Origin of the sequence: Priestia endophytica DSM 13796 (assembly GCF_900115845.1) — a bacterium.
Lineage (GTDB): Bacteria > Bacillota > Bacilli > Bacillales > Bacillaceae_H > Bacillus_I > Bacillus_I endophytica.
The window spans coordinates 497,859-518,178 of sequence record NZ_FOXX01000001.1; the positions used below are offsets into that span (position 1 = coordinate 497,859).

Sequence of the window (20,320 nt, forward strand, 5' to 3'; positions counted from 1 at the left end):
TAACGTAAAAAAAATACTATGTAAACAGAACTCATTTAACATTTACAATAACTTAACATTATGTTTACATTGGATTATTATTTATTTTACAAATTGGTAAATAAGGTTATTAAAGCCTATTTTTTCAATGAGAAAGAAAGCTCTATTTTTTTAATTTTTGCCTCATCACGAAGAATCGTCACTATAGTCTGGTATATAATTAATTCATTGAATTACCGAATTTTACACTTATTTAAATGCTAACAAATCGCCTATTTCCTTCCGAACCTTTAAGTCCTACTTAATATTACACATCCCCTCATGTAACGCGTAGCAACAAAAAAACTCTAAGGCTTTTGTTATTACTGAACATTTCTACTAAATCTTTATTGATATGAAGGGGCATGAATTCGTGTACGCAAGCCTAACCAAACAGCAGCAATAATTGTTAACATTAACGAGTTATAAAACATTAATTCAACATCCTTCATCCAGTTTTCAAAGATGATTGGCCCAAGTGCTACCCCAATGAACCGTACCATCCCATATATCGAAACGATGAATCCTCTCTCTTCCTCTCTTACTGATGAAGTCACAAGCATATTAATACATGGAAGCAAAAATCCTAATCCGCCAAGAGCTACTGTTAAACAAAACATTAAAAAAGGTAGTGAATGAAAAAAGACCATGATAAAAAACATGGAAATTAAAGAAGTAACACCGATTACTACTAATTTTTTCATCATCACCTTATTCTCCTTAATTCTCTTTCCTGTCCAATAAGAAGTAATGGTCATCGCTCCTAGTGGAATGGCAAAAGATGTTCCTTTGAAAAAACCATCCATCCCATACTTTTCTTCAATAAGAAAGGAAAGATAGTAGAGAGAGCCGAATAATAAGAAGAGACAAAGACCGCCTAAAAAAAACATTGGATACAGCCAGCGCTGTTCTCGTTTTAAAACTTTCCCAAGCTTCTTAATATAAGTTGAAAAAGAGACCGTGCTTTCCTGTTTTTCTTCTTTCACATATCTTGTAACCCCTATAAGAGGAATAATAGCCACTAGTGGAAAAAGAAAGAAAAGCGCGTACCAAGCGATAAGAGCAATTACAGCCCCAATAATAGGAGCAATTACTTTTCCGATACCATTATATACTTCCAATATACCTAGCACTTTTGCTCTTCTGTCACCACTGAACAAATCACCCGCTAATGCCATTGCTAAAGGCGTAGTACCTGCTGCTCCCACTCCTTGGATGATGCGCCCAACCGTAAGCAAGGAGTAGCTATATTGAGACCCTACAATTTCACTAACTCCTGCAATCAAACTTCCAAGTATCACTAATATAAGTGATAGAACAATGAGCTTTCTTCTTCCATATCGATCAGAAAGGATGCCTACAAAAGGAATAGCAAGAGCAGCAGGCAATGAAAATGCACTTAAAATAAAGCTTGTTTGCGTATCATTTAAGTTAAGATTTTGCTGAATTTCAGGGAGGATTGGAATTAAAGAAGAATTCCCAAGAACCATTATAAAAGGAAGGAGTCCAAGCATCACAGTAATTTTTCGATCATTCATTTCTTTTCCTTCTTTCTCATCATGATGATGTTTTTTCTAACATAAGTTAAAAAGAGTATGTACAAAAGGCAAGGAGGAATATATGAAAAAACTAGGCGTACTTCTTATCGTATTATTTATCGGGTATGTTGCTTATTACGATATTAGTGTAGGAACGCTGAAAGCCTCTTCTCCACAAGCTGTTGAAACAGCAGCTGTTCAAAAACCAGAAAAACAAGAGTATCAAACTGTTGTGGTCCAACAGGGAGATACTGTACTATCTATTATTAGTCAACTACAAAAGGAAGACTCCAATTTAAATATTGAGAAAATCAGCCAAGATTTTCGACGCTTAAACGATAATCTCTCACCTGAGAATATTCAAGTTGGAAAGAAGTACAAATTTCCAATTTACAGCTCCTCTTAGTATATTTCTTGTCAACTTCCCCTTTTCATTGCTAAAATATAAGAACAAAGTCACATTCCTTAGTAGTATTTCCATTCACGGAAGAAAGAAATGTATTCAACTTACTTTTACTACTAGTTATTTTTTCAATAACACGTTATTCTTATTAAGGAATAATGTTTGAAATGTGAACTTTACTAAAAGGAGATGTTAACACGTGAGTGAAATCATACATCGCACGAAGACTCGCCCTGTTAAAGTCGGTCATTTGACAATCGGTGGTAGCGATGAAGTAATAATTCAAAGTATGACAACAACTAAAACCCACGATGTCGAAGCAACAGTGGCAGAGATTAAACGTTTGGAAGAGGCAGGCTGCCAAATTGTTCGTGTAGCATGTCCAGACGAACGTGCAGCAAATGCTATTAGCGAAATTAAAAAGCGTATCAACATTCCTCTTGTTGTAGACATTCACTTCGACTATAGATTAGCTCTTAAAGCCATTGAAGGTGGAGCAGATAAAATCCGAATTAACCCAGGTAACATCGGGCGTCGTGAGAAAGTAGAAGCAGTTGTAAAAGCGGCAAAAGAACGTGGAGTTCCAATTCGAATTGGCGTTAACGCTGGCTCTCTTGAAAAACGTATTTTAGATAAATACGGCTACCCTACTGCAGATGGAATGGTTGAAAGTGCACTTCATCATATTCAAATCTTAGAAGACCTTGATTTCCATGATATTATCGTTTCTATGAAAGCGTCAGACGTTAACTTAGCAATTGAAGCATATGAAAAAGCAGCAAAAGCTTTTGACTATCCTCTACATCTAGGTATTACAGAGTCAGGTACGTTGTTTGCTGGGACGGTAAAAAGTGCTGCCGGACTTGGTGCTATTCTTTCAAAAGGGATTGGAAACACGCTTCGTATCTCACTAAGTGCTGATCCTGTTGAAGAAGTCAAAGTAGCTCGTGAGCTTCTAAAATCATTTGGTCTTGCTGCAAATGCTGCAACGTTAATTTCTTGTCCTACATGTGGACGAATCGAAATTGATCTTATCAGTATCGCAAATGAAGTTGAAGAATATATTTCCACAATTAAAGCACCAATTAAGGTTGCTGTACTTGGTTGTGCTGTAAATGGACCTGGTGAAGCTCGTGAAGCAGATATCGGGATTGCTGGTGCACGTGGTGAAGGTCTTTTATTCCGTAAAGGAAAAACAGTACGTAAAGTTCCTGAAGAAACAATGGTTGAAGAACTGAAAAAAGAAATCGACAAAATTGCTGAAGAGCATTATGCAAAAGAAAAAGCAGCAAAACAAGAAGAAGAAGCAAACGTATAAAAAAAAGCGCCAAACGGCGCTTTTTTTTATTTTCCAAACCACTTATCAATAAGTTCTTTTGCTTCATGCCATGTTGTCACACGATGAACATTTCGAGGAACAGGCAGCCTATTATATGGTGTATCAAACAAAATAACAGGAATTCCACATTCTTCACTTATTTCACATGCATTATCATGCTTATCTTCAAAAAAGACATCTACATCATATTTTTTAGCTGTTTCCACTTTTTCATGTGATCCAATTAAATCAATGTGATGAAAATGTACTCCATTCTCATCAAACCACCCTTTTGTTACGTCAAGTAGCTTGTCATGTCTTGCACTTATGTAAAAAAGTTCGTAGTCCTCTTTCCATTCCGCTAAAATGTCTTTTGCATATGGAGCTAATGGAGCATTTTTATAAATGTCTCGTTCGTTCTGTTCAAACCATTGGCCAAGCTCTTCCCTGCTTACATTTACAAACGGAACCAAATCGTATTCTTTAATATCATCAATTGTCAACGTAAGCTGAAATGCTTCGTTTAAGTACGGTATAAATGTTTCTGGTGATGTTACAGTTCCGTCAATATCAATCCCAAATCGCTTTTTCCTCACGTTTTATCACTCCTTATGTACAGTGTAGCATACAAGCTATAGTCCCAAAAATGGAAAAGTTTAATTCCTATAATTACGAGCATTTGCTCCATACTATAAGTAATCAGCTTTATGCTGATAAGGCAAATACTTCGTTGAGATAATGAAGAATGTGTTTTGCTTATGGGAGGCTCTCCATCTCTTATAAGTTCATCCATCAAGCTTTATTACACGTTATCTTGACCATTCAAGATTACAGAAAGCGGGGATTGCAATGGAGAAAGACCAATACCGAAAAGATTTAGATACACCGTATAAAGACCGAGAATATGAAGAACCCTTCATGGAAGAAACAGCAGCAGAATTAGGCGGAGATGTTCGTAATGAACGATATATTGAGCAAAAACGTACTGATAGAAGTCAAGATCGTAGCAACCAAAATGGTCGTGAAGGAATTGGCTATGGGCGTTTAGGGCTTATCCTTTCTGTTCTTTCGTTTTTCTTTCTTCCAGTTATCCTTAGTATTGCAGGCATTGTGTTAGGGTTTATCGCTCGTCGTAAAGGTGCAAGGGGCGCTGGTACATGGGCCATTGGAGTCGGAATTGTTTCCCTCCTTATCGCCATGTTTATCCTCCCATTTTTTTAACAAACAAAAAAAGGGACAAGCTAGGCTTGTCCCTTTTCTTATACCGCACATTTTTTACATTTACCATAAACTTCAAACTTATGACCTGTTACTTGAAAGCCATCTAATGAATCATCCACAATTGTCATTGGACATGCTGCAAGTTTCTCTGTTTTCCCACAGTCCAAGCAAATGAAGTGATGATGATGGTGGCCAGCAGCACACTGAAAGCGAAAGTGTTTCTCACCAGCAAGCTCTGTTACTTCTAGAATATTCAGGTCTGTAAATAGAGACAAATTACGATAAATTGTATCAAAACTCAGTCCAGGATATGCATCTTTCATATTCTCTAACACATCTTTTGCTGTTAAATACTTATCTGTTTCAGCAAACAGTGTAAGCAAATCTTCACGTTTTCCTGTATGTTTGTATCCTTCATCTTTTAAAATCCGTATTGCATCATCAATGTTCATGTTTTCTTCCCCACCCTTTTTTTACTAAAATAGACCCTAACAAAATAAGAATGGCAATTACAACGATGACTCCACCTGGAGCAAGGTCTAAGTAATATGAAGAAATGAGTCCACCAATTACGGAAACTTCTCCAAAAATGATTGATAGAATAATTGTTTGCTTAAACCCTGTTGCTAATCGCATACTTGCTGCAACTGGAAGCGTCATTAAAGCAGACACAAGCAGAATACCAACAATATTCATACTTGCTGCAATAACAAGAGCAACCATGACAATAAATAGAAAATGAATAGCTTTTGCTTTTACGCCAGATGCTTTTGCATGCTCTTCATCAAATGATAAAATGAAGAGCTCTTTATAAAAGATAATAATGGCAAGCGTAACAACAATCGCAACCCCTACAATGGTCCATAAATCTGTTCGGCTTACAGCACTCACGCTTCCGAATAAATAATTCAATAAATCGCTATTAAAGCCATCTGCCAGCGAAATGAAAATAACGCTAATTCCAATCCCGCCTGATAGAATAATCGGAATGGCAAGCTCTTGGTAGTGACGGTAAAGGCCGCGCAGTTTCTCAATAAAAAGTGAACCTGCTACAGAAAAAATCATACCAAAGTAAAGAGGATTAAGCTGATAACCAAGCTTTTTTTCTAAAAGTAAGCTTGCTGAAATCCCCGCAAGTGTCACATGACTAAGCGCATCGGCAATAAGTGACAATCGTCTTACAACGATAAAAGCACCAAGAAGCGGCGCTAGAAAGCCAATTAATATCCCTGTAATAAATGCATTTTGTAAAAACTCAAACTGAAATAAATTTGCGATCATACCGGTTGTCCTCCATGTTCATGAGACAGAACGTGAACGTGATGCCCATAAAATGCGGACAGGTCCTTATCTTTTAAACTCTCAAACTCTGCTGTTTTTCCGTGAAAATGAAGATGCTTATTTAAACAAGCCACATGAGTAACTTTTTCTGTAATTGTACCAATATCATGTGTAACAAGTAAAAGCGTGATTCCCTTTTCCTTGTTGAGATGAGAAAGTAAATCATAAAAGTTTTGAACATTCAACGCATCTACCCCAACTGTTGGTTCATCTAAAATTAATAGATTAGGATCACTTACAAGGGCACGCGCAATAAAAATCCTTTGCTGCTGTCCTCCTGAAAGCTCCCCAATGTTACGTTTCATAAATGCTTCCATTCCAACAGCTCGTATTGCTTCTTCTACCTTCTTTTTATGCTCGCTCTTCATAAATTTAAATAAACCAATTTTTGATGTAAGTCCTGTTGAGACCACTTCAAAAACAGTTGCAGGAAAGCCTGAGTTAAAGCTGTTTGCCTTTTGAGAGACAAACCCTATTTTACTCCAGTCTTTATATTTGTTCACATCTGTTCCAAACAGTTTAATAGAACCTTTATAAGGTTTTTGCAATCCTAGAATACTTTTGATAAGCGTTGATTTTCCAGAACCATTTGGTCCAACCAACCCTAAAAAAGCGCCCTGTGGCACTTTCAAGTTAATATTATCTAGCACTGTTTCTCGATCATATCGAAAGGACATATCGTTTACTTCAAGTGCATATTGTTGAGTCAATGTTCTTCACCATACTTTTTATAAGAATCATTACGATTTGATTACTTATGTAGTATACAGGAACACATTATTTTTGTAAATACAAAGGTTTTTAAAGAAAAAAAGACGCCAGCATCTTTTTCCAAAATCGATGCGGCTGCCCTTTTTAGTGGATGGCAGATTTGAACTGCGCTCCTTTCGTTTCTTGCGTATTCATAATCGTAATGAAGGCTTTTGGATCTACTTCATGTACAATTGCTTTTAGCTTCGTTACCTCAAGACGTGTTACAACAGCATAAATAACTTCCTTATCTTCATCTGTATAGCCGCCTTTTCCTTTTAACTTTGTTGTTCCTCGGCCAAGACGATCTAATATCGCATCAGAAACATCTGCATAATGATCAGATACAATAATCACAGCCTTTGTTTCATCAAGTCCTTGTATAACAGTATCAATGGTTTTAAAGGCAATATAATAAGCCATTACAGAATACATCGCTTGCTCAGGACCATATACAAAGCCAGCCCAAATAAAGATAAAAATGTTCACAAACATTACAAATTCACCTAGTGAAAACGGCAATTTCTTCGTTAAGAGGATACCTAAAATTTCTGTACCGTCCATTGTACCACCATTTCGAATAACTAATCCAACTCCAGCTCCAAGAATGAGCCCTCCAAAAACGGTAGCTAAAATAGGCTGTGTTGTAAAAGCCTCTACATGGTGAAGCTGTGATTCAATAACAGCTAGACATACAATTCCGAAAATCGAAGAGAAGACGAATGTTTTGCCAATATATTTGTATCCGTAATACATAAACGGCAGGTTAATGATAATAACAAGCGTTGCAAAGTTTACAAATGGGATAGATCCTGCATTAATGTGACTCAAAATAAGAGATACTCCAATAACGCCACCATCAATAATATCGTTCGGAACAAGGAAAAGCTCAATTGCAACAGCAGCTAAACCTGCTCCAACAATAATTAAAAGATAGCGCATTAAAAGGTGTGATAACTTTTCTTTTTTATGTTGTTTCATAATAACTTTGGCTCCCCCTTCTTGGTTCACTTCTTAAAATGCACAAAAGTTCTCTGTGATTCTTTGATTAACCAAGGCTTTACTTTATTAGGATGCATTATGAAATCACGTTTTGTGCACTAAGACACGTTTGCCCTTCATAAACATAGACTGTAATAACGAGAATAAGGAGGCTTTTGAATGGGTATTTTCAAACAGATTGTGAACAATAAAATCAATCGTATGTCTGAAAAAGAACTAATGCAGTATAGCAAAAAATATGACGTTAGCTTGACGAATACACAGGCAGCTACCCTTGTTAATATTATGAAGGAAAAAAAGGTTGATATTTTTAATGTAGAGGAAAGAAAAGAGTTGATAAAAAAAATTGCACGAGTAACAGATCAACAAACAGCACGTAAGATTAATCAGCTCATTCAAGAACTAATCGCAAAGTAATGTATATAATCAGGAGAACAACCCTTAGGAACTCACTAGTCGTTCTCCTGGCTTATTTTATTGAAACAATTTCTCTTTAAACTCTGGATCAAATTCTCCGGAACGAAGCATCTCGATCTCAACCTTATATGGAGGCTTCTTATTTTTTTTATCTTCTCCAACATAAGGGGTTTCTAAGATCTTAGGTACATGTGCAAGTGTAGGATGGTTCGCAACATAGTGGAGCGCTTTAAAACCAATATGCCCAAAACCAATGTTTTCATGGCGGTCTTTTCCTGCTCCTTGTTCATTTTTACTATCATTAAGATGAACAACTTTAATGCGTTCAACTCCTACAATCTTATCAAATTCCTCTAATACTCCATCAAAGTCTTCTTTAATGTTATATCCAGCATCATGTGTGTGACATGTGTCGAAACAAACCGAAAGCTTTTCATTGTGTGTAACACCATCAATGATTTTAGCAATTTCTTCAAAGGAGCGTCCACACTCAGAGCCCTTTCCAGCCATCGTTTCAAGAGCAATTTGAACATCTTGCTCTGCCGTCAGCACTGTATTTAAACCTTTAATGATTTGTGAAATACCATCTTCACTTCCAGCTCCCACATGTGCTCCTGGATGAAGAACAATTTGCCGGGCCCCTAGCGCTGCTGTACGCTCAATTTCAGAACGGAGAAAATCAACACCTAGCTGGAACGTATCAGGGTTTTTTGTGTTTCCAATATTGATAATATACGGAGCATGGACGATAATGTTGTCGATTCCATTTTCACGCATATGAAGATGACCTTTTTCAATGTTTAGTTCTTCAATTTTTTTACGCCTTGTATTTTGTGGCGCGCCTGTATAAATCATAAATGTATTAGCTCCATATGAAGATGCTTCTTCACTAGAACCTAATAGCATTTTTTTCCCGCTCATAGAAACGTGTGAGCCTATCTTAAGCATATTGCTACCTCCACTACGTAAATATTTCTCAGCTGCTTTTTATCGCGTCCTAATTTAGTACGCTTTATTTTATCATAAAAGCAGCTTTTCAATCAAAAAAGACGCTACACAGAGCGTCTTTTCCTTACTTTATTTCTTACGTGAATTTCTCGTATTTCGCTTTTGTTTTTTAACATAACGATCGATCTCACGCTGACGTTTCTTTTTGTATCCTGGTTTTACTTTAGCTGGTTTACGGATGAATTTACGAGCCGTTTTTTCAACTTCATCTTCTTGTCTAACACGCTTGCGGCGCTTGTTGCGATCATCAACTTCAATCCATTCATTTCGCTCTAAATCTTTATTTAGGAACTCAATGCCTCTGTTTTCCAAGCTCATAAGTGCTTCATAGTCATCTTGTTCATAGATCGTAATGGCCGTTCCATCATAACCAGCACGAGCCGTTCTTCCAACACGATGCACATAGAAGTCTAAATCTTGTGGAATTTCATAGTTAATAACATGACTTACTCCTTGAATATCAATTCCGCGTGCTGCAAGGTCTGTAGCTACAATGTATTGATACTGAAGGTCTTGAATTTGCTTCATGCTGCGTTTACGTTCACGAGGCTCTAATCCGCCATGAATACGAGCTACTTTTAGACCTTTTTCTAAAAGGTGATCTGCAAGCTCATCTGCACTCTTTTTCGTATTAGCAAAAACGATTGCTAAATATGGATTAAGGTTTGTTAACATATTATAAACAAGCTCTTTTTTATCACGATGACGCTGTGGAACTAAAATATGTTCAAGCTTTGCTGCTGTAAGCTGTTTTGGCGCAACGTGTGTATAGCGTGGATTATCTAGGTATTTCTTTAAGAATGGTTTAAGTTTCTCAGGAATTGTAGCTGAGAAAACAAGGATTTGAACATCTTCCTTCATAGCTGCTGCAATGCGGTCTACATCTTCAATAAAGCCAAGATCAAGCATAAGATCAGCTTCATCAACCACAATTGTATCCACTTGGCGAACAGAAAGAGCTCCTTCTTGCATCAAATCATGAATACGACTTGGTGTTCCAACAACAACGTGTGGCTGTTGCTTAAGCTTCTCAATTGTACGCTGCTTGTCTGTTCCACCAATTAAGCATTTAGACGTTATCTTCGCATCTTCTTCTGTGAAGACCGTAATTTTTTGTACTTCTTCGTGAATTTGTAGAGCAAGTTCACGCGTTGGTGCCATAATTACAGCTTGTACATGATCTTTATGCGGATTAATCTTATTTAAAATAGGAAGTAAATATGCATGTGTCTTCCCTGTTCCAGTTTGTGATTGTCCAATTGCACTTTCCCCATTTAACAGAGAGGGAATGATACGCTCCTGAATTTCAGTTGGCTCATAAAAGTTTAAATCCTTTATCGCCTCTATTAAAAACGGTTGAAACGAGAATTTTTCAAATTTGGTTTGTTTCATGTTAATCTCCTTTTCTTTTTACCCTAAAGCAAACTGTATATGATTATAAGCGAGTATGCTTATAAAGTCTATACTACCCTTCAAAAACATCTTCATTAAGGTCCCTCTCAATAAGCAACTCCCTTTTTTGTGCATATAGTATAGAAAGTTTATTAAAGGAGGTGTATTCATTGTTTCCTAGACGATCTTTCCCACCGCAGATGACTCGAGGAGGAATGGCCCCTTTTCAAATGACAAGAGGGGTACCAAACATGCCGCAACCATCGTCTGGCGGAGGTATCTTAGCAAAAATTTTAGGCCGAAACGCTGGCCTGTCTAGCGTCCAAAACGCCGCAGCCGCTCCGAAAGCGTTCAACCTAACGTCTGTAATGACGAACGTCCAAAAAGTCTTAGGTGTTGCTGAGCGCGTAACACCAATGGTACAGCAGTACGGACCAATGGTCAGAAACGTGCCGGCTATGTTTAAAATTTACAAAGCCCTTAAAGATGATAATACCACTGATGATCAATCAACGCCAAGTGATGTTGAAGAGTCCGTTGTTAAAAAAGACGTAAAAAAGGTTCAGAAATTAAAACAACCTAAAACTGCTAACCAAACAAAGACGATTGCCAAAACTTCTAATCAAACAAAAGCAAGTGCCAAAACTTCTGACCAAACAAAAATAAGTGCTAAAACTTCCCAGCCTAAACTTTATATTTAACTTAGCTCTTCCACATTTCTTTCTTTGTATTCTGCAGTATCCTCCTTTATAATGAAACAAGAGTACCTGCTCTTTCTAGTTTAACGAGGAGGATTGATGATGGAAATAATTAAAATAGCACCTCGCGGATATTGTTATGGGGTTGTAGACGCTATGGTCATTGCCCGCAATGCCGCTTTAGATAAAAGTCTACCTCGTCCCATTTATATTTTAGGGATGATTGTACACAACAAGCATGTAACAGATGCGTTTGAGGAAGACGGCATCATTACGCTTGATGGAGCAAACCGTTTAGAAATTTTAGAAGGAATTGAAAGTGGAACGGTCATTTTCACAGCCCACGGTGTATCTCCAGAAGTTAAAAAACGCGCAAAGGAAAAGGGGCTTACAACTATTGATGCTACTTGCCCTGATGTAACAAGAACGCATGATTTAATTCGCGCGAAGAAAAAAGAAGGCTATCAAGTGATTTATATTGGAAAGAAAAATCACCCAGAGCCAGAAGGAGCACTTGGTGTTGCCCCTGATATTGTCCATCTTGTTGAAAAAGCTGAAGATGTGAAAAGCTTGAATATTGAAAGCGACAAAATTATTGTTACAAATCAAACAACAATGAGCCAATGGGACGTATTAGACGTAATGGAAAAAGTGCAAGAAAAATTCCCACACGTTGAGCAGCATAAAGAAATTTGTCTTGCTACACAAGTTCGTCAAGAAGCTGTTGCAGAACAAGCTGGTGAAGCAGATGTGACGATCGTTGTTGGAGATCCAAAAAGCAACAACTCAAATCGTCTAGCACAAGTTTCAGAAGAAATCGCTGGCACAACAGCTTACAGAATAGGAGATCTTTCAGAGCTTAAAATTGAGTGGCTAAAAGGAGCTAAGAAAGTGGCTGTTACGGCTGGTGCTTCTACGCCAACTCCAATTGTCCGTGAAGTTATTCAGTTTATTGACCAGTTTGATGAAGATGATGAAACAACATGGAAAAATGAAAAGAAAGTTCCGCTTTCTAAAATTTTACCAAAAGTAAAACAACCACAACCAGCGCAAGAACTTTCGCGCTCATAATTAAAAAAGGTGAGGCATTAATGCCTCACCTTTTTTACATGAATTGAAATGGGTTTGTATCTTCTTCAGACGGAAATACTTCACATAGAATATTTTCGTCCTTAAACAGAGCCGTTAACTTGTCTGTAACGCCTTTTTTCATGATTTGCTCAACATGATGACCAGGATCAATAACATTAAGTCCTACATTCATCGCATCTTGAGCAACGTGGAAATATAAATCTCCTGTCACATAAACATCGGCACCTTTAAATTTAGCTGTATACATATATTTATTACCGTCCCCACCTAAAACAGCTACTTTACGTACTTTGTCTTGAAGATTTCCAACAACGCGAAGACCATTCACACCAAAGACACGTTTAACGCGCTCAGCAAACTCCCCTAGCGTTGTTTCCTCTTCAAGTTTGCCAATGCGTCCTAAACCGTACTCTTCTCCTTTTTGGCTAAGGTCATAGACGTCATAGGCAACTTCCTCATATGGATGTGTTTTTTTCATTGCTCGTATAATATTTTTTTCATCTGAAGCTTTGAATACCGTTTCAATTCGTACTTCTTCTTCTTCATGAAGTTCACCTTTTGTCCCTACATAAGGATCTGTTCCTTCTAGTGGAAGAAATGTTCCTTTTCCTTCTGTATTGAACGTACAGTGGCTGTAGTTACCGATATGCCCCCCACCTGAGGTTCCAAGAGCATGTCTTACCTCATCAGCATGAATTTTTGGAACGAATACAACAAGCTTCTTCAATGCTTCTTCACCCGTTGGAGCAAGAACGGTCGTATCTTTTATTCCTAGAGCATCTGCTAATAAATCATTCACTCCGCCTTTTGTCACGTCAAGGTTTGTATGTGCAGCATAAACGGCAATATCATGTTTCAAACATTTTTCTACAATTCTTCCGGTCGCTCCATCTGTTGTTACTGTTTTTAAAGGTCGAAAGATTGGCGGGTGGTGAGCGATAATTAAATCCACTTTTTTTTCAATTGCTTCATCTACCACATTTTCCATAACATCTAATGTAACCATTACGCGCTTTATAGGTTTGCTTAACGTTCCAATTTGAAGACCAATTTTATCTCCTTCAACCGCTAAGTTCTTTGGTGAAAATGATTCAAATACTTCAATAATTTTTTGGCCGCTTACTTCCTTCGCCACTATAAAACCTCCCTAATCGATTTTAAATCTTGTTCCATTTCTCCTTTTCTTTTTAAGTTTTCTTGTGTTAAAGTGCTTTTTTCAAGCTGCTTAATAATCCGTTCAAGATGGCTTTCTTCATGAATCCACTTTTTTATAAATGTTTCATTTTTCTCTTCACGTAAGAAAGGTCCAAGCAAAAGGCCTTTTTCTAATGCGTCACCATATGGAGACATAGGATTTCCTCTCTCTGCCATTAACACTTCATAAATGTGTCCATCTTCCTCAAGGATATGTTCTCCTTTAAGTTCCCAGTCGTTATTAATAAGCCATTTACGAACGTTTCTTGCCCCAATATTAGGCTGCAAAACAAGACGAGTAACACCTTCTAATTTGTGTTTTCCCTCTTCTAAAATGTTTGTAATCAATGCACCGCCCATTCCTGCTATTACAACACAGTCTACTTCTCCTTTAGAGATCACTGCAAGGCCGTCCCCTTTTCGAACGCTAATCTTCTCATTGAGCTCTAAATTTTTCACTTGATTTAAAGCCGACTGAAACGGACCGTCCGTAATCTCTCCAGCTACGGCTCCTTTTATGTATCCCATCTCATACGCATAGCAAGGTAGATATGCGTGGTCAGATCCAATATCAGCAATAACGGCTCCTTTTGGAATAAATTCTACCGCTTGCTTAAGACGATTTGATAATTTAACTGTCGTCAATCATGTCACCTACTCATGTTATTTTCTTCTCTCATAATAAAGATTTCAGCGCTCTCTTTCAAGTTCAAAGAAAAAAAGAACATAAAAAAGCCCCTTTTGAACGTAAAAGGAGCGTTATCACCTATTATATCTTGCTACTCTATCTTCCTAACCCATTTTGCCATTTCGTCTGCTTTTTCTTGTGGAACAAGGTTTGCTGGCATAGCGCCTTTTCCTTGTGTAATAATCTTTTTAACTTCCTCTTCTGAAAGCTTCTCGCCAACCCCTTTTAATGCTGGGCCTGATACACCTTGGTACTGCTCTCCATGACAGCTAATACAGGTTTGCTTATATATTTCCTCTGGACTTGCAGCTGTTTCTTCCTGCTTTGCTCCACCTTCTTTTTCCTGAGCAAGCTCTTTTTGATCTCCATTGCCTTTAAAGCCTAAGATTACCATTAGTAAAATGCCAAATGCCATGATGAAAAAAAACGGTACAAGTGGATTACGATTCATACCCGCTTCCCTCCCCTTTATATGTAGCGACAGGCTTCCTTACAACAGACAATTTTATTTTACTTGAAAACAGCATGTTTTGAAAGGGTTACCAATAAGATAACACTAACTTTTTGGACAATTCAGAAAAACTCGTATAGATTATTAACTTTTATTTTCTACATGTCCTTTTTATCTATTTTATTCCTTTTCTCTTCAAAAATGATTACGCTTTCGATTATAATTGTAAAGAGTAAATAAATATTTGCTTAGAGAGTTTGCAAATCGTTTTCTAATTGAGTAAAATAAAAGTCAAGAAGAGAATATGGTAAAAATAACAAGAAGAAGCAATTGAAAGCCTTTTTAAAAAAGAGAATATGACCAAACATATAGCTAAAAAAGATAGTTTACTCCCAAAAGAAGCAAACTACCTTTTCTAAGCTGTCTGTATTCTATTCAAGGAAATCTTTTAAACGTTTACTACGACTAGGATGGCGAAGCTTACGAAGAGCTTTCGCTTCAATCTGACGAATACGCTCGCGTGTTACGCCAAACACTTTACCAACCTCTTCAAGTGTACGTGTTCTGCCATCATCTAAACCAAAACGTAAACGAAGAACATTTTCTTCACGATCTGTTAGTGTATCAAGAACATCTTCCAGTTGTTCTTTTAAAAGCTCATACGCCGCATGTTCAGAAGGTGATGTTGCTTCTTGATCTTCAATAAAGTCACCAAGATGTGAATCATCTTCCTCACCAATTGGTGTTTCAAGTGATACAGGCTCTTGAGCAATCTTTAAGATTTCACGCACTTTTTCAGGTGTTAAATCCATATCTTCAGCAATTTCTTCTGGAATTGGCTCACGACCTAAATCCTGAAGGAGCTGGCGTTGTACGCGAATAAGCTTGTTAATTGTTTCAACCATATGAACCGGAATACGAATTGTTCTTGCTTGGTCAGCAATAGCACGAGTAATTGCTTGACGAATCCACCATGTTGCATACGTACTAAATTTGAATCCTTTACGGTAGTCGAACTTTTCTACCGCTTTAATAAGACCCATGTTTCCTTCTTGAATAAGGTCTAAGAAGAGCATTCCTCGCCCAACATAACGTTTTGCAATACTAACAACAAGACGTAGGTTTGCTTCAGCTAAGCGACGCTTTGCTTCTTCGTCTCCTTCTTCAATTCGATGAGCTAACTCAATCTCTTCCTTAGCAGAAAGAAGATCAACACGACCAATCTCTTTTAAGTACATACGTACAGGATCATTGATTTTAACTCCAGGAGGAACACTTAAGTCATTTAAATCAAATTCCGAATCCTCAGCTTTAGCAAGATCTTGAATATTTGGAGCGCTTGTTGTTTCTTCTGCTTCCCCATGAATCTCAATTCCTTGTTCACCAAGATACTCATAGAATTCATCCATTTGTTCTGACTCTAGCTCAAAGCTTGACAGGCGTTCTGCGATATCCTCATATGTTAGTGCGCCTCGTTTTTTACCATTTTCCAAAAGTTGCTCTTTTACCTGATCGAGGGTTAATTCAGGTTCAAGTTGTTTAGAACGAGCTGACTTTTCAGCCATTTAGCCCCCTCCTTCCAATATTTACACTATATCAAACGTTAAGGTGCATTTTATAATGATCGCTTTTTTAAAGTTTTTGTCATCTCTAAAATTTCTTTCGCAATCATTGCTGCTTTTCTGTAATCTTTACTGCGTTCTGCTTCTATCTGCTCCTGCTTTTTCATTTGAATCTCATCATGAGCAGATTTCTTAGACAAAATCTCAAAAAGATAATCGTTAAAAACTTGTTCTGTTAATTCTTCTTGAAGTGGAATCATTGCAAGCTCAGAAACTAAGCGAGTTAGTTCTTTATCTGATATATACTGAACAAAGACGCTCAAATCAGCTTCATGGCCTTCTTCGTAAAAAGCGTACAAATGGTTTGCTAATGCTTGGTGAAGGTCAACGTTAAACTTGCCTTGCACCGCATTTTGTACACGTAGAGATACAGTAGCATCTCGAAGCATATAGGCCAGCAAAAAGCGCTCTGCTTTCTGATAAGATGGTAATAACTGTGTTTGCGTATAAAGCTTTCTAGCTATATTATTTCTATTTCCTTGTGCATTATCCTTTTTTTGCTTTTGAACTTTGTTTATTTGAAGTTCCTGCTCTTTTAAAGCAGAGAGTGAAATAGAAAACTCATCACTTAACTGTCGTAAATAATGCTCCTTTTCTACTGCTTTTGTTAAAGTATTTACTTCTTTAAGAGCGGAATCAATATAATGCATTCGTTCTGCTTCGTTTTGAAGATCTTTTCCTCTCTTCAAATATCGTAGCTTAAAGGATGTGTATGTTAAACTATTCTCAATTACGCTCTGCCTAAATTTCAAAGCTCCAAACTCTTGGATATACTGATCTGGATCATATCCATCTGGAAGGGGGGCAACTTGCACATGACACCCTGCTTCCTGTAAAATTGAGGCAGCTTTAACAGTTGCTTCTATCCCTGCTCCATCTCCATCGTAACAGATAATAACCGATTCTACATTACGGCGAATGATTTTCGCTTGTTCTACAGTTAAAGACGTTCCCATTGTGGCTACAGAATTTTCACATTCCGCTCCAACTGCAGCAATAACATCTGCATACCCTTCAAAAAGCAATACTTGTTCTTGCTTTCGAATTGCTTTTTTAGCAGCATGAAAGTTGTAAATTGTTTTGCTTTTTAAAAAGATAGGAGTTTCTGGACTGTTTAAATATTTAGGCTGTTCTTCCCCAAGTATTCTTCCGGAAAAAGCGATTGTTCTTCCTTGCAAGTCGTGGATTGGAAACATAATCCGATTACGAAAGCGATCAAAATATTCATTTCCATCGTCTTTCTTAATGAGAAGACCGCATTTCTCCATCTCCTCCAGATTAAAACCACGCTTTGTTAGAAATTTAACAGCAAAATCCCAAGAATTAATGGTATAGCCTATCTCAAAACGTTTAATGAACTCATCTGTAAAACCACGTTGAAGTAAATAATCGTAAGCTTCCTGACCTTCTTTTGTGTTCACGAGTAAATGATGGTAGAATTTCTTTAGAAGCTCATGAGCTTCTATCATTCTGTTTGACGGTTGCTGTTCTTTTGTCTCGGAATTGTTAGTTTGTTCAACTTGAATTCCAACTTTACCAGCTAGCTTAGTTACAGCTTCTGTAAAAGAAAGCCCATCAATATCCATCAAAAAAGAAAAGGCGTTCCCACCAGCTCCACAGCCAAAGCAGTGATAAATCTGTTTGTCAGGGGAAACTGAAAAAGATGGTGTATTTTCACCATGAAAAGGACATAAACCAAAATAGTTTCTTCCTTGCTTTTTAAGCTGAACATGGTCGCCCACAACATCTACAATGTCAATGGAACGTCGAATCTGTTCTATTACTTCTTCAGGAATTTTTCCTCCCATTTCGAACAGCTCCACCTTAATTCATATTCTTCATAAATCTTTAAATTCCTTTAAGGTTCGACAATAATTTTACGAAGGATTCCTTGAAATTTTGACGATCATTTTCACTAAAGGAAGATGGACCCCCTTTTGGGTAACGTCCAGCGCGTCTTTCTTTAGCAGATGCGTAGCGAAAAAATAGAATTTGATCCATATCCTCTTTATTATAGTATTTCCCACGTGGAGATAGAACATAAACACCTTTCCCAATGAGCATACTTGCAAGCCCTGTATCTTGGGTAACGACGATATCTCCTCTTTGGGCCATATTCAAAATATAGAGATCAACTTCTTCTGCTTCGCTGTCGACATACTTCCATTCATTTTGGCCTTCGTCTTTTCTCATATGTGCATAAGAAGCGACAAATAGGACGTCTTGGTCGTACATTTTGGCGATTTTCGCAATCTCCTTATTCACTGGACAAGCATCACCATCGACAAAAACTCTGGAATTTCTACGGCTATATTTCTCTATTCTACATCCCTCCAGAGAATCCTTCTAAAAATCTTTTTTCTCTTTCCGTCTATTTATATACAGAATACGTGGTGAATTCTCCCACTTGAGAATGAAAAAATCCCATGTTAGGAAGTTTCGCTTCATACCACTAGTTTATTCGTTATAGACGGAGTCTAAACCTAAAACCAATCTTTTTATCACAATTTTTTATTATAATACAAATTATTAATATTTTCTACAGGAAATTACAAAGTTGTCCATCTGTTGAAGACATGAAGAGAATAGACAATCACAAAATAAATGTCTTCTTAGTGCTTATATAATTTGTTTAAAATAACTCCCGCTGTTTCTTCTACAGCTTTATTTGATACATCAATAACTTGGCAGCCGATTTTCCCTGCGACTTTTTCAAAGAAATCAAGCTCTTCTTTAATTCGTTCGATATTTGCATAAATAGCTCCATCATTTAAGCCTAAAGATTTTAGACGCTCTCTTCGAATATTATTAAGCTTTTCTGGGCTGATCATTAAACCGATACATTTTTTAGATGAAACTTGGAAAAGCTCTTGAGGAGGCTCAACTTCAGGAACAATAGGCACATTAGCTACTTTCAAACGTTTATGGGCAAGAAATTGAGAAAGCGGCGTTTTGGACGTTCTTGAAACACCAACTAAAATAATATCAGCTTTTAAAATACCGCGCGGATCTCGTCCATCGTCATATTTAACCGCAAACTCAATCGCTTCTACTTTTTTGAAATAGTCATCATCAAGCTTGCGAACAAGCCCTGGCTCATAACGTGGCTGAAGTTTGTAAGATGTCTGGATTTTATCAATTAAAGGGCCAACAATATCAAATACAGGTACTCCATTTTCTTCTGCTTCTTTCAAAAGAAAAGCCCTCATTTTTGGTTTTACAAGCGTGAAACAAATAATGCCATCATTTAACTTAGCAAGTGCTACTACTTCGGATAATGTTGCGTAATCTTCTACATAAGGAATTCTTTTGATGATCGCTTCTGATTGATGAAATTGACTTGTTGCTGCTTTCACAACTAAATCGGCTGTTTCTCCTACTGAGTCTGATAGCACATATATAAATGGATTATTCATCAACATTTACATCCCCTTTTTCACTCATGAAATTTTTATTGATCATCTTCTGCTAAAGCAACAAGAAGTTTTGTGATATTTGTTTTCGTTATTCTGCCGACAACTTCATATCCATCAGGATGATCTTTCACAACAGGGACGGCGTCAATTTGTTTATCAATTAAACCTTTTGCAACTTCAACAAGTAAATCATCTCTAAGACAATAGGTGATATTAGGCATTCTTGTCATAATAATATTAACAGGAATCGAATTCAATTCCTGTTTCCCCATGCTTGCTCTTAATAAATCTTTTCGAGATAAAACTCCTACAAGATAAGACCTTTTATCTACTACAAATAACGTTCCCACATCTTCAAGAAACATTGTACAGATCGCATCGTAGACTGAAACAGATTCATTTACAACAACAGGAATCGACTGATATTCTTCTACTTTTATTTTACGAATTTTATCAGCTAGAAGCTGTGACCCGGTTTTTCCCGTATAAAAATAGCCTACTCGAGGTCTTGCTTCTAAGTATCCTGCCATCGTAAGAATTGCTAAATCTGGTCTTAACGTTGCTCTCGTTAAATTAAGACGTTCAGCAATCTGTTCTCCTGTAATGGGGCCGTTATCTTTTACAATTTGTAAAATATGCTCTTGTCTGTGATTGAGTTCGATCTTAATCACCACCTTAATTCAAAAAACAATATATGCCATACTCGACTATCATTATTATATACTAATTTAGCGGTTATGAAAGGGAAATG

Annotated in this window: 22 protein-coding genes; 6 read left to right on the forward strand and 16 right to left on the reverse strand. The window is 37.1% G+C overall.

The features are described 5' to 3' along the window. Positions 1-365 precede the first annotated feature (365 nt). Positions 366-1,556: an MFS transporter gene (locus tag BM012_RS02555; protein WP_061802000.1), complete on the reverse strand. Its 1,191-nt coding sequence runs from the start codon at positions 1,554-1,556 to the stop codon at positions 366-368. A gap of 82 nt (positions 1,557-1,638) precedes the next feature. Between BM012_RS02555 and BM012_RS02560 the strand changes: the two genes are divergently transcribed. Both BM012_RS02560 and ispG read left to right on the forward strand, forming a co-directional pair. Then, the gene (locus BM012_RS02560; protein WP_061802001.1) at positions 1,639-1,962 is read left to right on the forward strand and encodes a LysM peptidoglycan-binding domain-containing protein; all 324 of its coding nucleotides are present in this window, start codon (positions 1,639-1,641) and stop codon (positions 1,960-1,962) included. A 196-nt stretch (positions 1,963-2,158) separates the two neighbouring features. Beyond that, positions 2,159-3,277: a flavodoxin-dependent (E)-4-hydroxy-3-methylbut-2-enyl-diphosphate synthase gene (gene ispG, locus BM012_RS02565; RefSeq protein WP_061802002.1), complete on the forward strand. Its 1,119-nt coding sequence runs from the start codon at positions 2,159-2,161 to the stop codon at positions 3,275-3,277. Positions 3,278-3,303: 26 nt separating this feature from the next. On the opposite strand, the gene BM012_RS02570 is transcribed toward ispG, so the two are convergent. Next, positions 3,304-3,873, reverse strand: a complete 570-nt coding sequence (locus tag BM012_RS02570) for a 5' nucleotidase, NT5C type (RefSeq protein ID WP_061802003.1) — start codon at positions 3,871-3,873, stop codon at positions 3,304-3,306. A gap of 253 nt (positions 3,874-4,126) precedes the next feature. Between BM012_RS02570 and BM012_RS02575 the strand changes: the two genes are divergently transcribed. Then, positions 4,127-4,498, forward strand: a complete 372-nt coding sequence (locus BM012_RS02575; RefSeq protein WP_061802004.1) for a DUF4190 domain-containing protein — start codon at positions 4,127-4,129, stop codon at positions 4,496-4,498. A gap of 38 nt (positions 4,499-4,536) precedes the next feature. On the opposite strand, the gene BM012_RS02580 is transcribed toward BM012_RS02575, so the two are convergent. The 4 genes from BM012_RS02580 to BM012_RS02595 all read right to left on the reverse strand — a co-directional run bounded on the left by BM012_RS02580 (position 4,537) and on the right by BM012_RS02595 (position 7,570). Continuing rightward, positions 4,537-4,950, reverse strand: coding sequence for a Fur family transcriptional regulator (locus tag BM012_RS02580; RefSeq protein ID WP_019391462.1), 414 nt, complete (start codon positions 4,948-4,950; stop codon positions 4,537-4,539). Then, positions 4,940-5,779, reverse strand: coding sequence for a metal ABC transporter permease (locus tag BM012_RS02585; RefSeq protein WP_040056810.1), 840 nt, complete (start codon positions 5,777-5,779; stop codon positions 4,940-4,942). The genes BM012_RS02580 and BM012_RS02585 overlap by 11 nt, the downstream gene beginning before the upstream one ends. Further along, positions 5,776-6,516, reverse strand: coding sequence for a metal ABC transporter ATP-binding protein (locus tag BM012_RS02590; RefSeq protein WP_061802326.1), 741 nt, complete (start codon positions 6,514-6,516; stop codon positions 5,776-5,778). Before BM012_RS02590 ends, BM012_RS02585 begins: the two co-directional genes overlap by 4 nt. 178 nt (positions 6,517-6,694) lie before the next feature. Then, on the reverse strand, positions 6,695-7,570 hold the full coding sequence (locus tag BM012_RS02595) for a YitT family protein (RefSeq protein WP_061802005.1): 876 nt from the start codon (positions 7,568-7,570) through the stop codon (positions 6,695-6,697). Positions 7,571-7,750: 180 nt separating this feature from the next. On the opposite strand from BM012_RS02595, the gene BM012_RS02600 reads away from it, so the two are divergent. After that, positions 7,751-8,008, forward strand: coding sequence for a DUF2624 domain-containing protein (locus tag BM012_RS02600; RefSeq protein ID WP_061802006.1), 258 nt, complete (start codon positions 7,751-7,753; stop codon positions 8,006-8,008). Between the two features lie 57 nt (positions 8,009-8,065). Here BM012_RS02600 and BM012_RS02605 read toward each other — a convergent pair whose 3' ends face one another. Together BM012_RS02605 and BM012_RS02610 are read right to left on the reverse strand one after the other, a co-directional pair. Continuing rightward, complete coding sequence (locus BM012_RS02605; RefSeq protein WP_061802007.1) at positions 8,066-8,956, reverse strand: deoxyribonuclease IV; 891 nt, start codon at positions 8,954-8,956, stop codon at positions 8,066-8,068. A gap of 129 nt (positions 8,957-9,085) precedes the next feature. Beyond that, positions 9,086-10,408 (reverse strand): DEAD/DEAH box helicase, encoded by a 1,323-nt coding sequence (locus BM012_RS02610; protein WP_061802008.1) that lies wholly within the window; start codon positions 10,406-10,408, stop codon positions 9,086-9,088. Between the two features lie 170 nt (positions 10,409-10,578). On the opposite strand from BM012_RS02610, the gene vrrA reads away from it, so the two are divergent. Both vrrA and BM012_RS02620 read left to right on the forward strand, forming a co-directional pair. Then, a complete protein-coding gene (gene vrrA, locus BM012_RS02615) occupies positions 10,579-11,109 on the forward strand; it encodes a VrrA/YqfQ family protein (protein WP_061802009.1) in 531 nt (176 codons plus the stop codon). 99 nt (positions 11,110-11,208) lie between these two features. Then, entirely contained in the window at positions 11,209-12,177 is a 969-nt protein-coding gene (locus tag BM012_RS02620) for a 4-hydroxy-3-methylbut-2-enyl diphosphate reductase (protein WP_061802010.1), read from the forward strand. Positions 12,178-12,211: 34 nt separating this feature from the next. Here the strand turns inward: BM012_RS02620 and BM012_RS02625 are convergent, their stop codons facing one another. From BM012_RS02625 to BM012_RS02660, 8 genes are all read right to left on the reverse strand, one after another. Next, entirely contained in the window at positions 12,212-13,333 is a 1,122-nt protein-coding gene (locus tag BM012_RS02625; RefSeq protein ID WP_061802011.1) for a Nif3-like dinuclear metal center hexameric protein, read from the reverse strand. Further along, complete coding sequence (locus BM012_RS02630) at positions 13,333-14,037, reverse strand: tRNA (adenine(22)-N(1))-methyltransferase (RefSeq protein ID WP_061802012.1); 705 nt, start codon at positions 14,035-14,037, stop codon at positions 13,333-13,335. Before BM012_RS02630 ends, BM012_RS02625 begins: the two co-directional genes overlap by 1 nt. A gap of 134 nt (positions 14,038-14,171) precedes the next feature. After that, positions 14,172-14,531: a cytochrome c550 gene (gene cccA, locus BM012_RS02635; RefSeq protein WP_061802013.1), complete on the reverse strand. Its 360-nt coding sequence runs from the start codon at positions 14,529-14,531 to the stop codon at positions 14,172-14,174. 431 nt (positions 14,532-14,962) lie between these two features. Next, on the reverse strand, positions 14,963-16,096 hold the full coding sequence (gene rpoD, locus BM012_RS02640; protein WP_061802014.1) for an RNA polymerase sigma factor RpoD: 1,134 nt from the start codon (positions 16,094-16,096) through the stop codon (positions 14,963-14,965). Between the two features lie 50 nt (positions 16,097-16,146). Further along, positions 16,147-17,961, reverse strand: a complete 1,815-nt coding sequence (dnaG, locus tag BM012_RS02645) for a DNA primase (protein WP_061802015.1) — start codon at positions 17,959-17,961, stop codon at positions 16,147-16,149. Positions 17,962-18,001: 40 nt separating this feature from the next. After that, positions 18,002-18,418 (reverse strand): YaiI/YqxD family protein, encoded by a 417-nt coding sequence (locus BM012_RS02650; protein ID WP_268801451.1) that lies wholly within the window; start codon positions 18,416-18,418, stop codon positions 18,002-18,004. Positions 18,419-18,765: 347 nt separating this feature from the next. Beyond that, positions 18,766-19,569 (reverse strand): pyruvate, water dikinase regulatory protein, encoded by an 804-nt coding sequence (locus BM012_RS02655; RefSeq protein ID WP_061802327.1) that lies wholly within the window; start codon positions 19,567-19,569, stop codon positions 18,766-18,768. 35 nt (positions 19,570-19,604) lie between these two features. Next, positions 19,605-20,243, reverse strand: coding sequence for a transcriptional regulator CcpN (locus BM012_RS02660; protein ID WP_026009479.1), 639 nt, complete (start codon positions 20,241-20,243; stop codon positions 19,605-19,607). Positions 20,244-20,320 lie beyond the last annotated feature (77 nt).

What these genes read in the sequence shown, in the direction of transcription:
- BM012_RS02560 (WP_061802001.1), top strand. Translation starts at nt 1,639, where the DNA reads ATGAAAAAACTAGGCGTACTTCTTATCGTATTATTTATCGGGTATGTT.
- cccA (WP_061802013.1), bottom strand. Translation starts at nt 14,531, where the DNA reads ATGAATCGTAATCCACTTGTACCGTTTTTTTTCATCATGGCATTTGGC.
- BM012_RS02610 (WP_061802008.1), bottom strand. Translation starts at nt 10,408, where the DNA reads ATGAAACAAACCAAATTTGAAAAATTCTCGTTTCAACCGTTTTTAATA.
- rpoD (WP_061802014.1), bottom strand. Translation starts at nt 16,096, where the DNA reads ATGGCTGAAAAGTCAGCTCGTTCTAAACAACTTGAACCTGAATTAACC.
- BM012_RS02585 (WP_040056810.1), bottom strand. Translation starts at nt 5,779, where the DNA reads ATGATCGCAAATTTATTTCAGTTTGAGTTTTTACAAAATGCATTTATT.
- BM012_RS02620 (WP_061802010.1), top strand. Translation starts at nt 11,209, where the DNA reads ATGGAAATAATTAAAATAGCACCTCGCGGATATTGTTATGGGGTTGTA.
- BM012_RS02590 (WP_061802326.1), bottom strand. Translation starts at nt 6,516, where the DNA reads ATGTCCTTTCGATATGATCGAGAAACAGTGCTAGATAATATTAACTTG.
- BM012_RS02605 (WP_061802007.1), bottom strand. Translation starts at nt 8,956, where the DNA reads ATGCTTAAGATAGGCTCACACGTTTCTATGAGCGGGAAAAAAATGCTA.
- BM012_RS02600 (WP_061802006.1), top strand. Translation starts at nt 7,751, where the DNA reads ATGGGTATTTTCAAACAGATTGTGAACAATAAAATCAATCGTATGTCT.
- BM012_RS02555 (WP_061802000.1), bottom strand. Translation starts at nt 1,556, where the DNA reads ATGAATGATCGAAAAATTACTGTGATGCTTGGACTCCTTCCTTTTATA.
- BM012_RS02595 (WP_061802005.1), bottom strand. Translation starts at nt 7,570, where the DNA reads ATGAAACAACATAAAAAAGAAAAGTTATCACACCTTTTAATGCGCTAT.
- dnaG (WP_061802015.1), bottom strand. Translation starts at nt 17,961, where the DNA reads ATGGGAGGAAAAATTCCTGAAGAAGTAATAGAACAGATTCGACGTTCC.
- BM012_RS02580 (WP_019391462.1), bottom strand. Translation starts at nt 4,950, where the DNA reads ATGAACATTGATGATGCAATACGGATTTTAAAAGATGAAGGATACAAA.
- BM012_RS02575 (WP_061802004.1), top strand. Translation starts at nt 4,127, where the DNA reads ATGGAGAAAGACCAATACCGAAAAGATTTAGATACACCGTATAAAGAC.
- BM012_RS02655 (WP_061802327.1), bottom strand. Translation starts at nt 19,569, where the DNA reads ATGAATAATCCATTTATATATGTGCTATCAGACTCAGTAGGAGAAACA.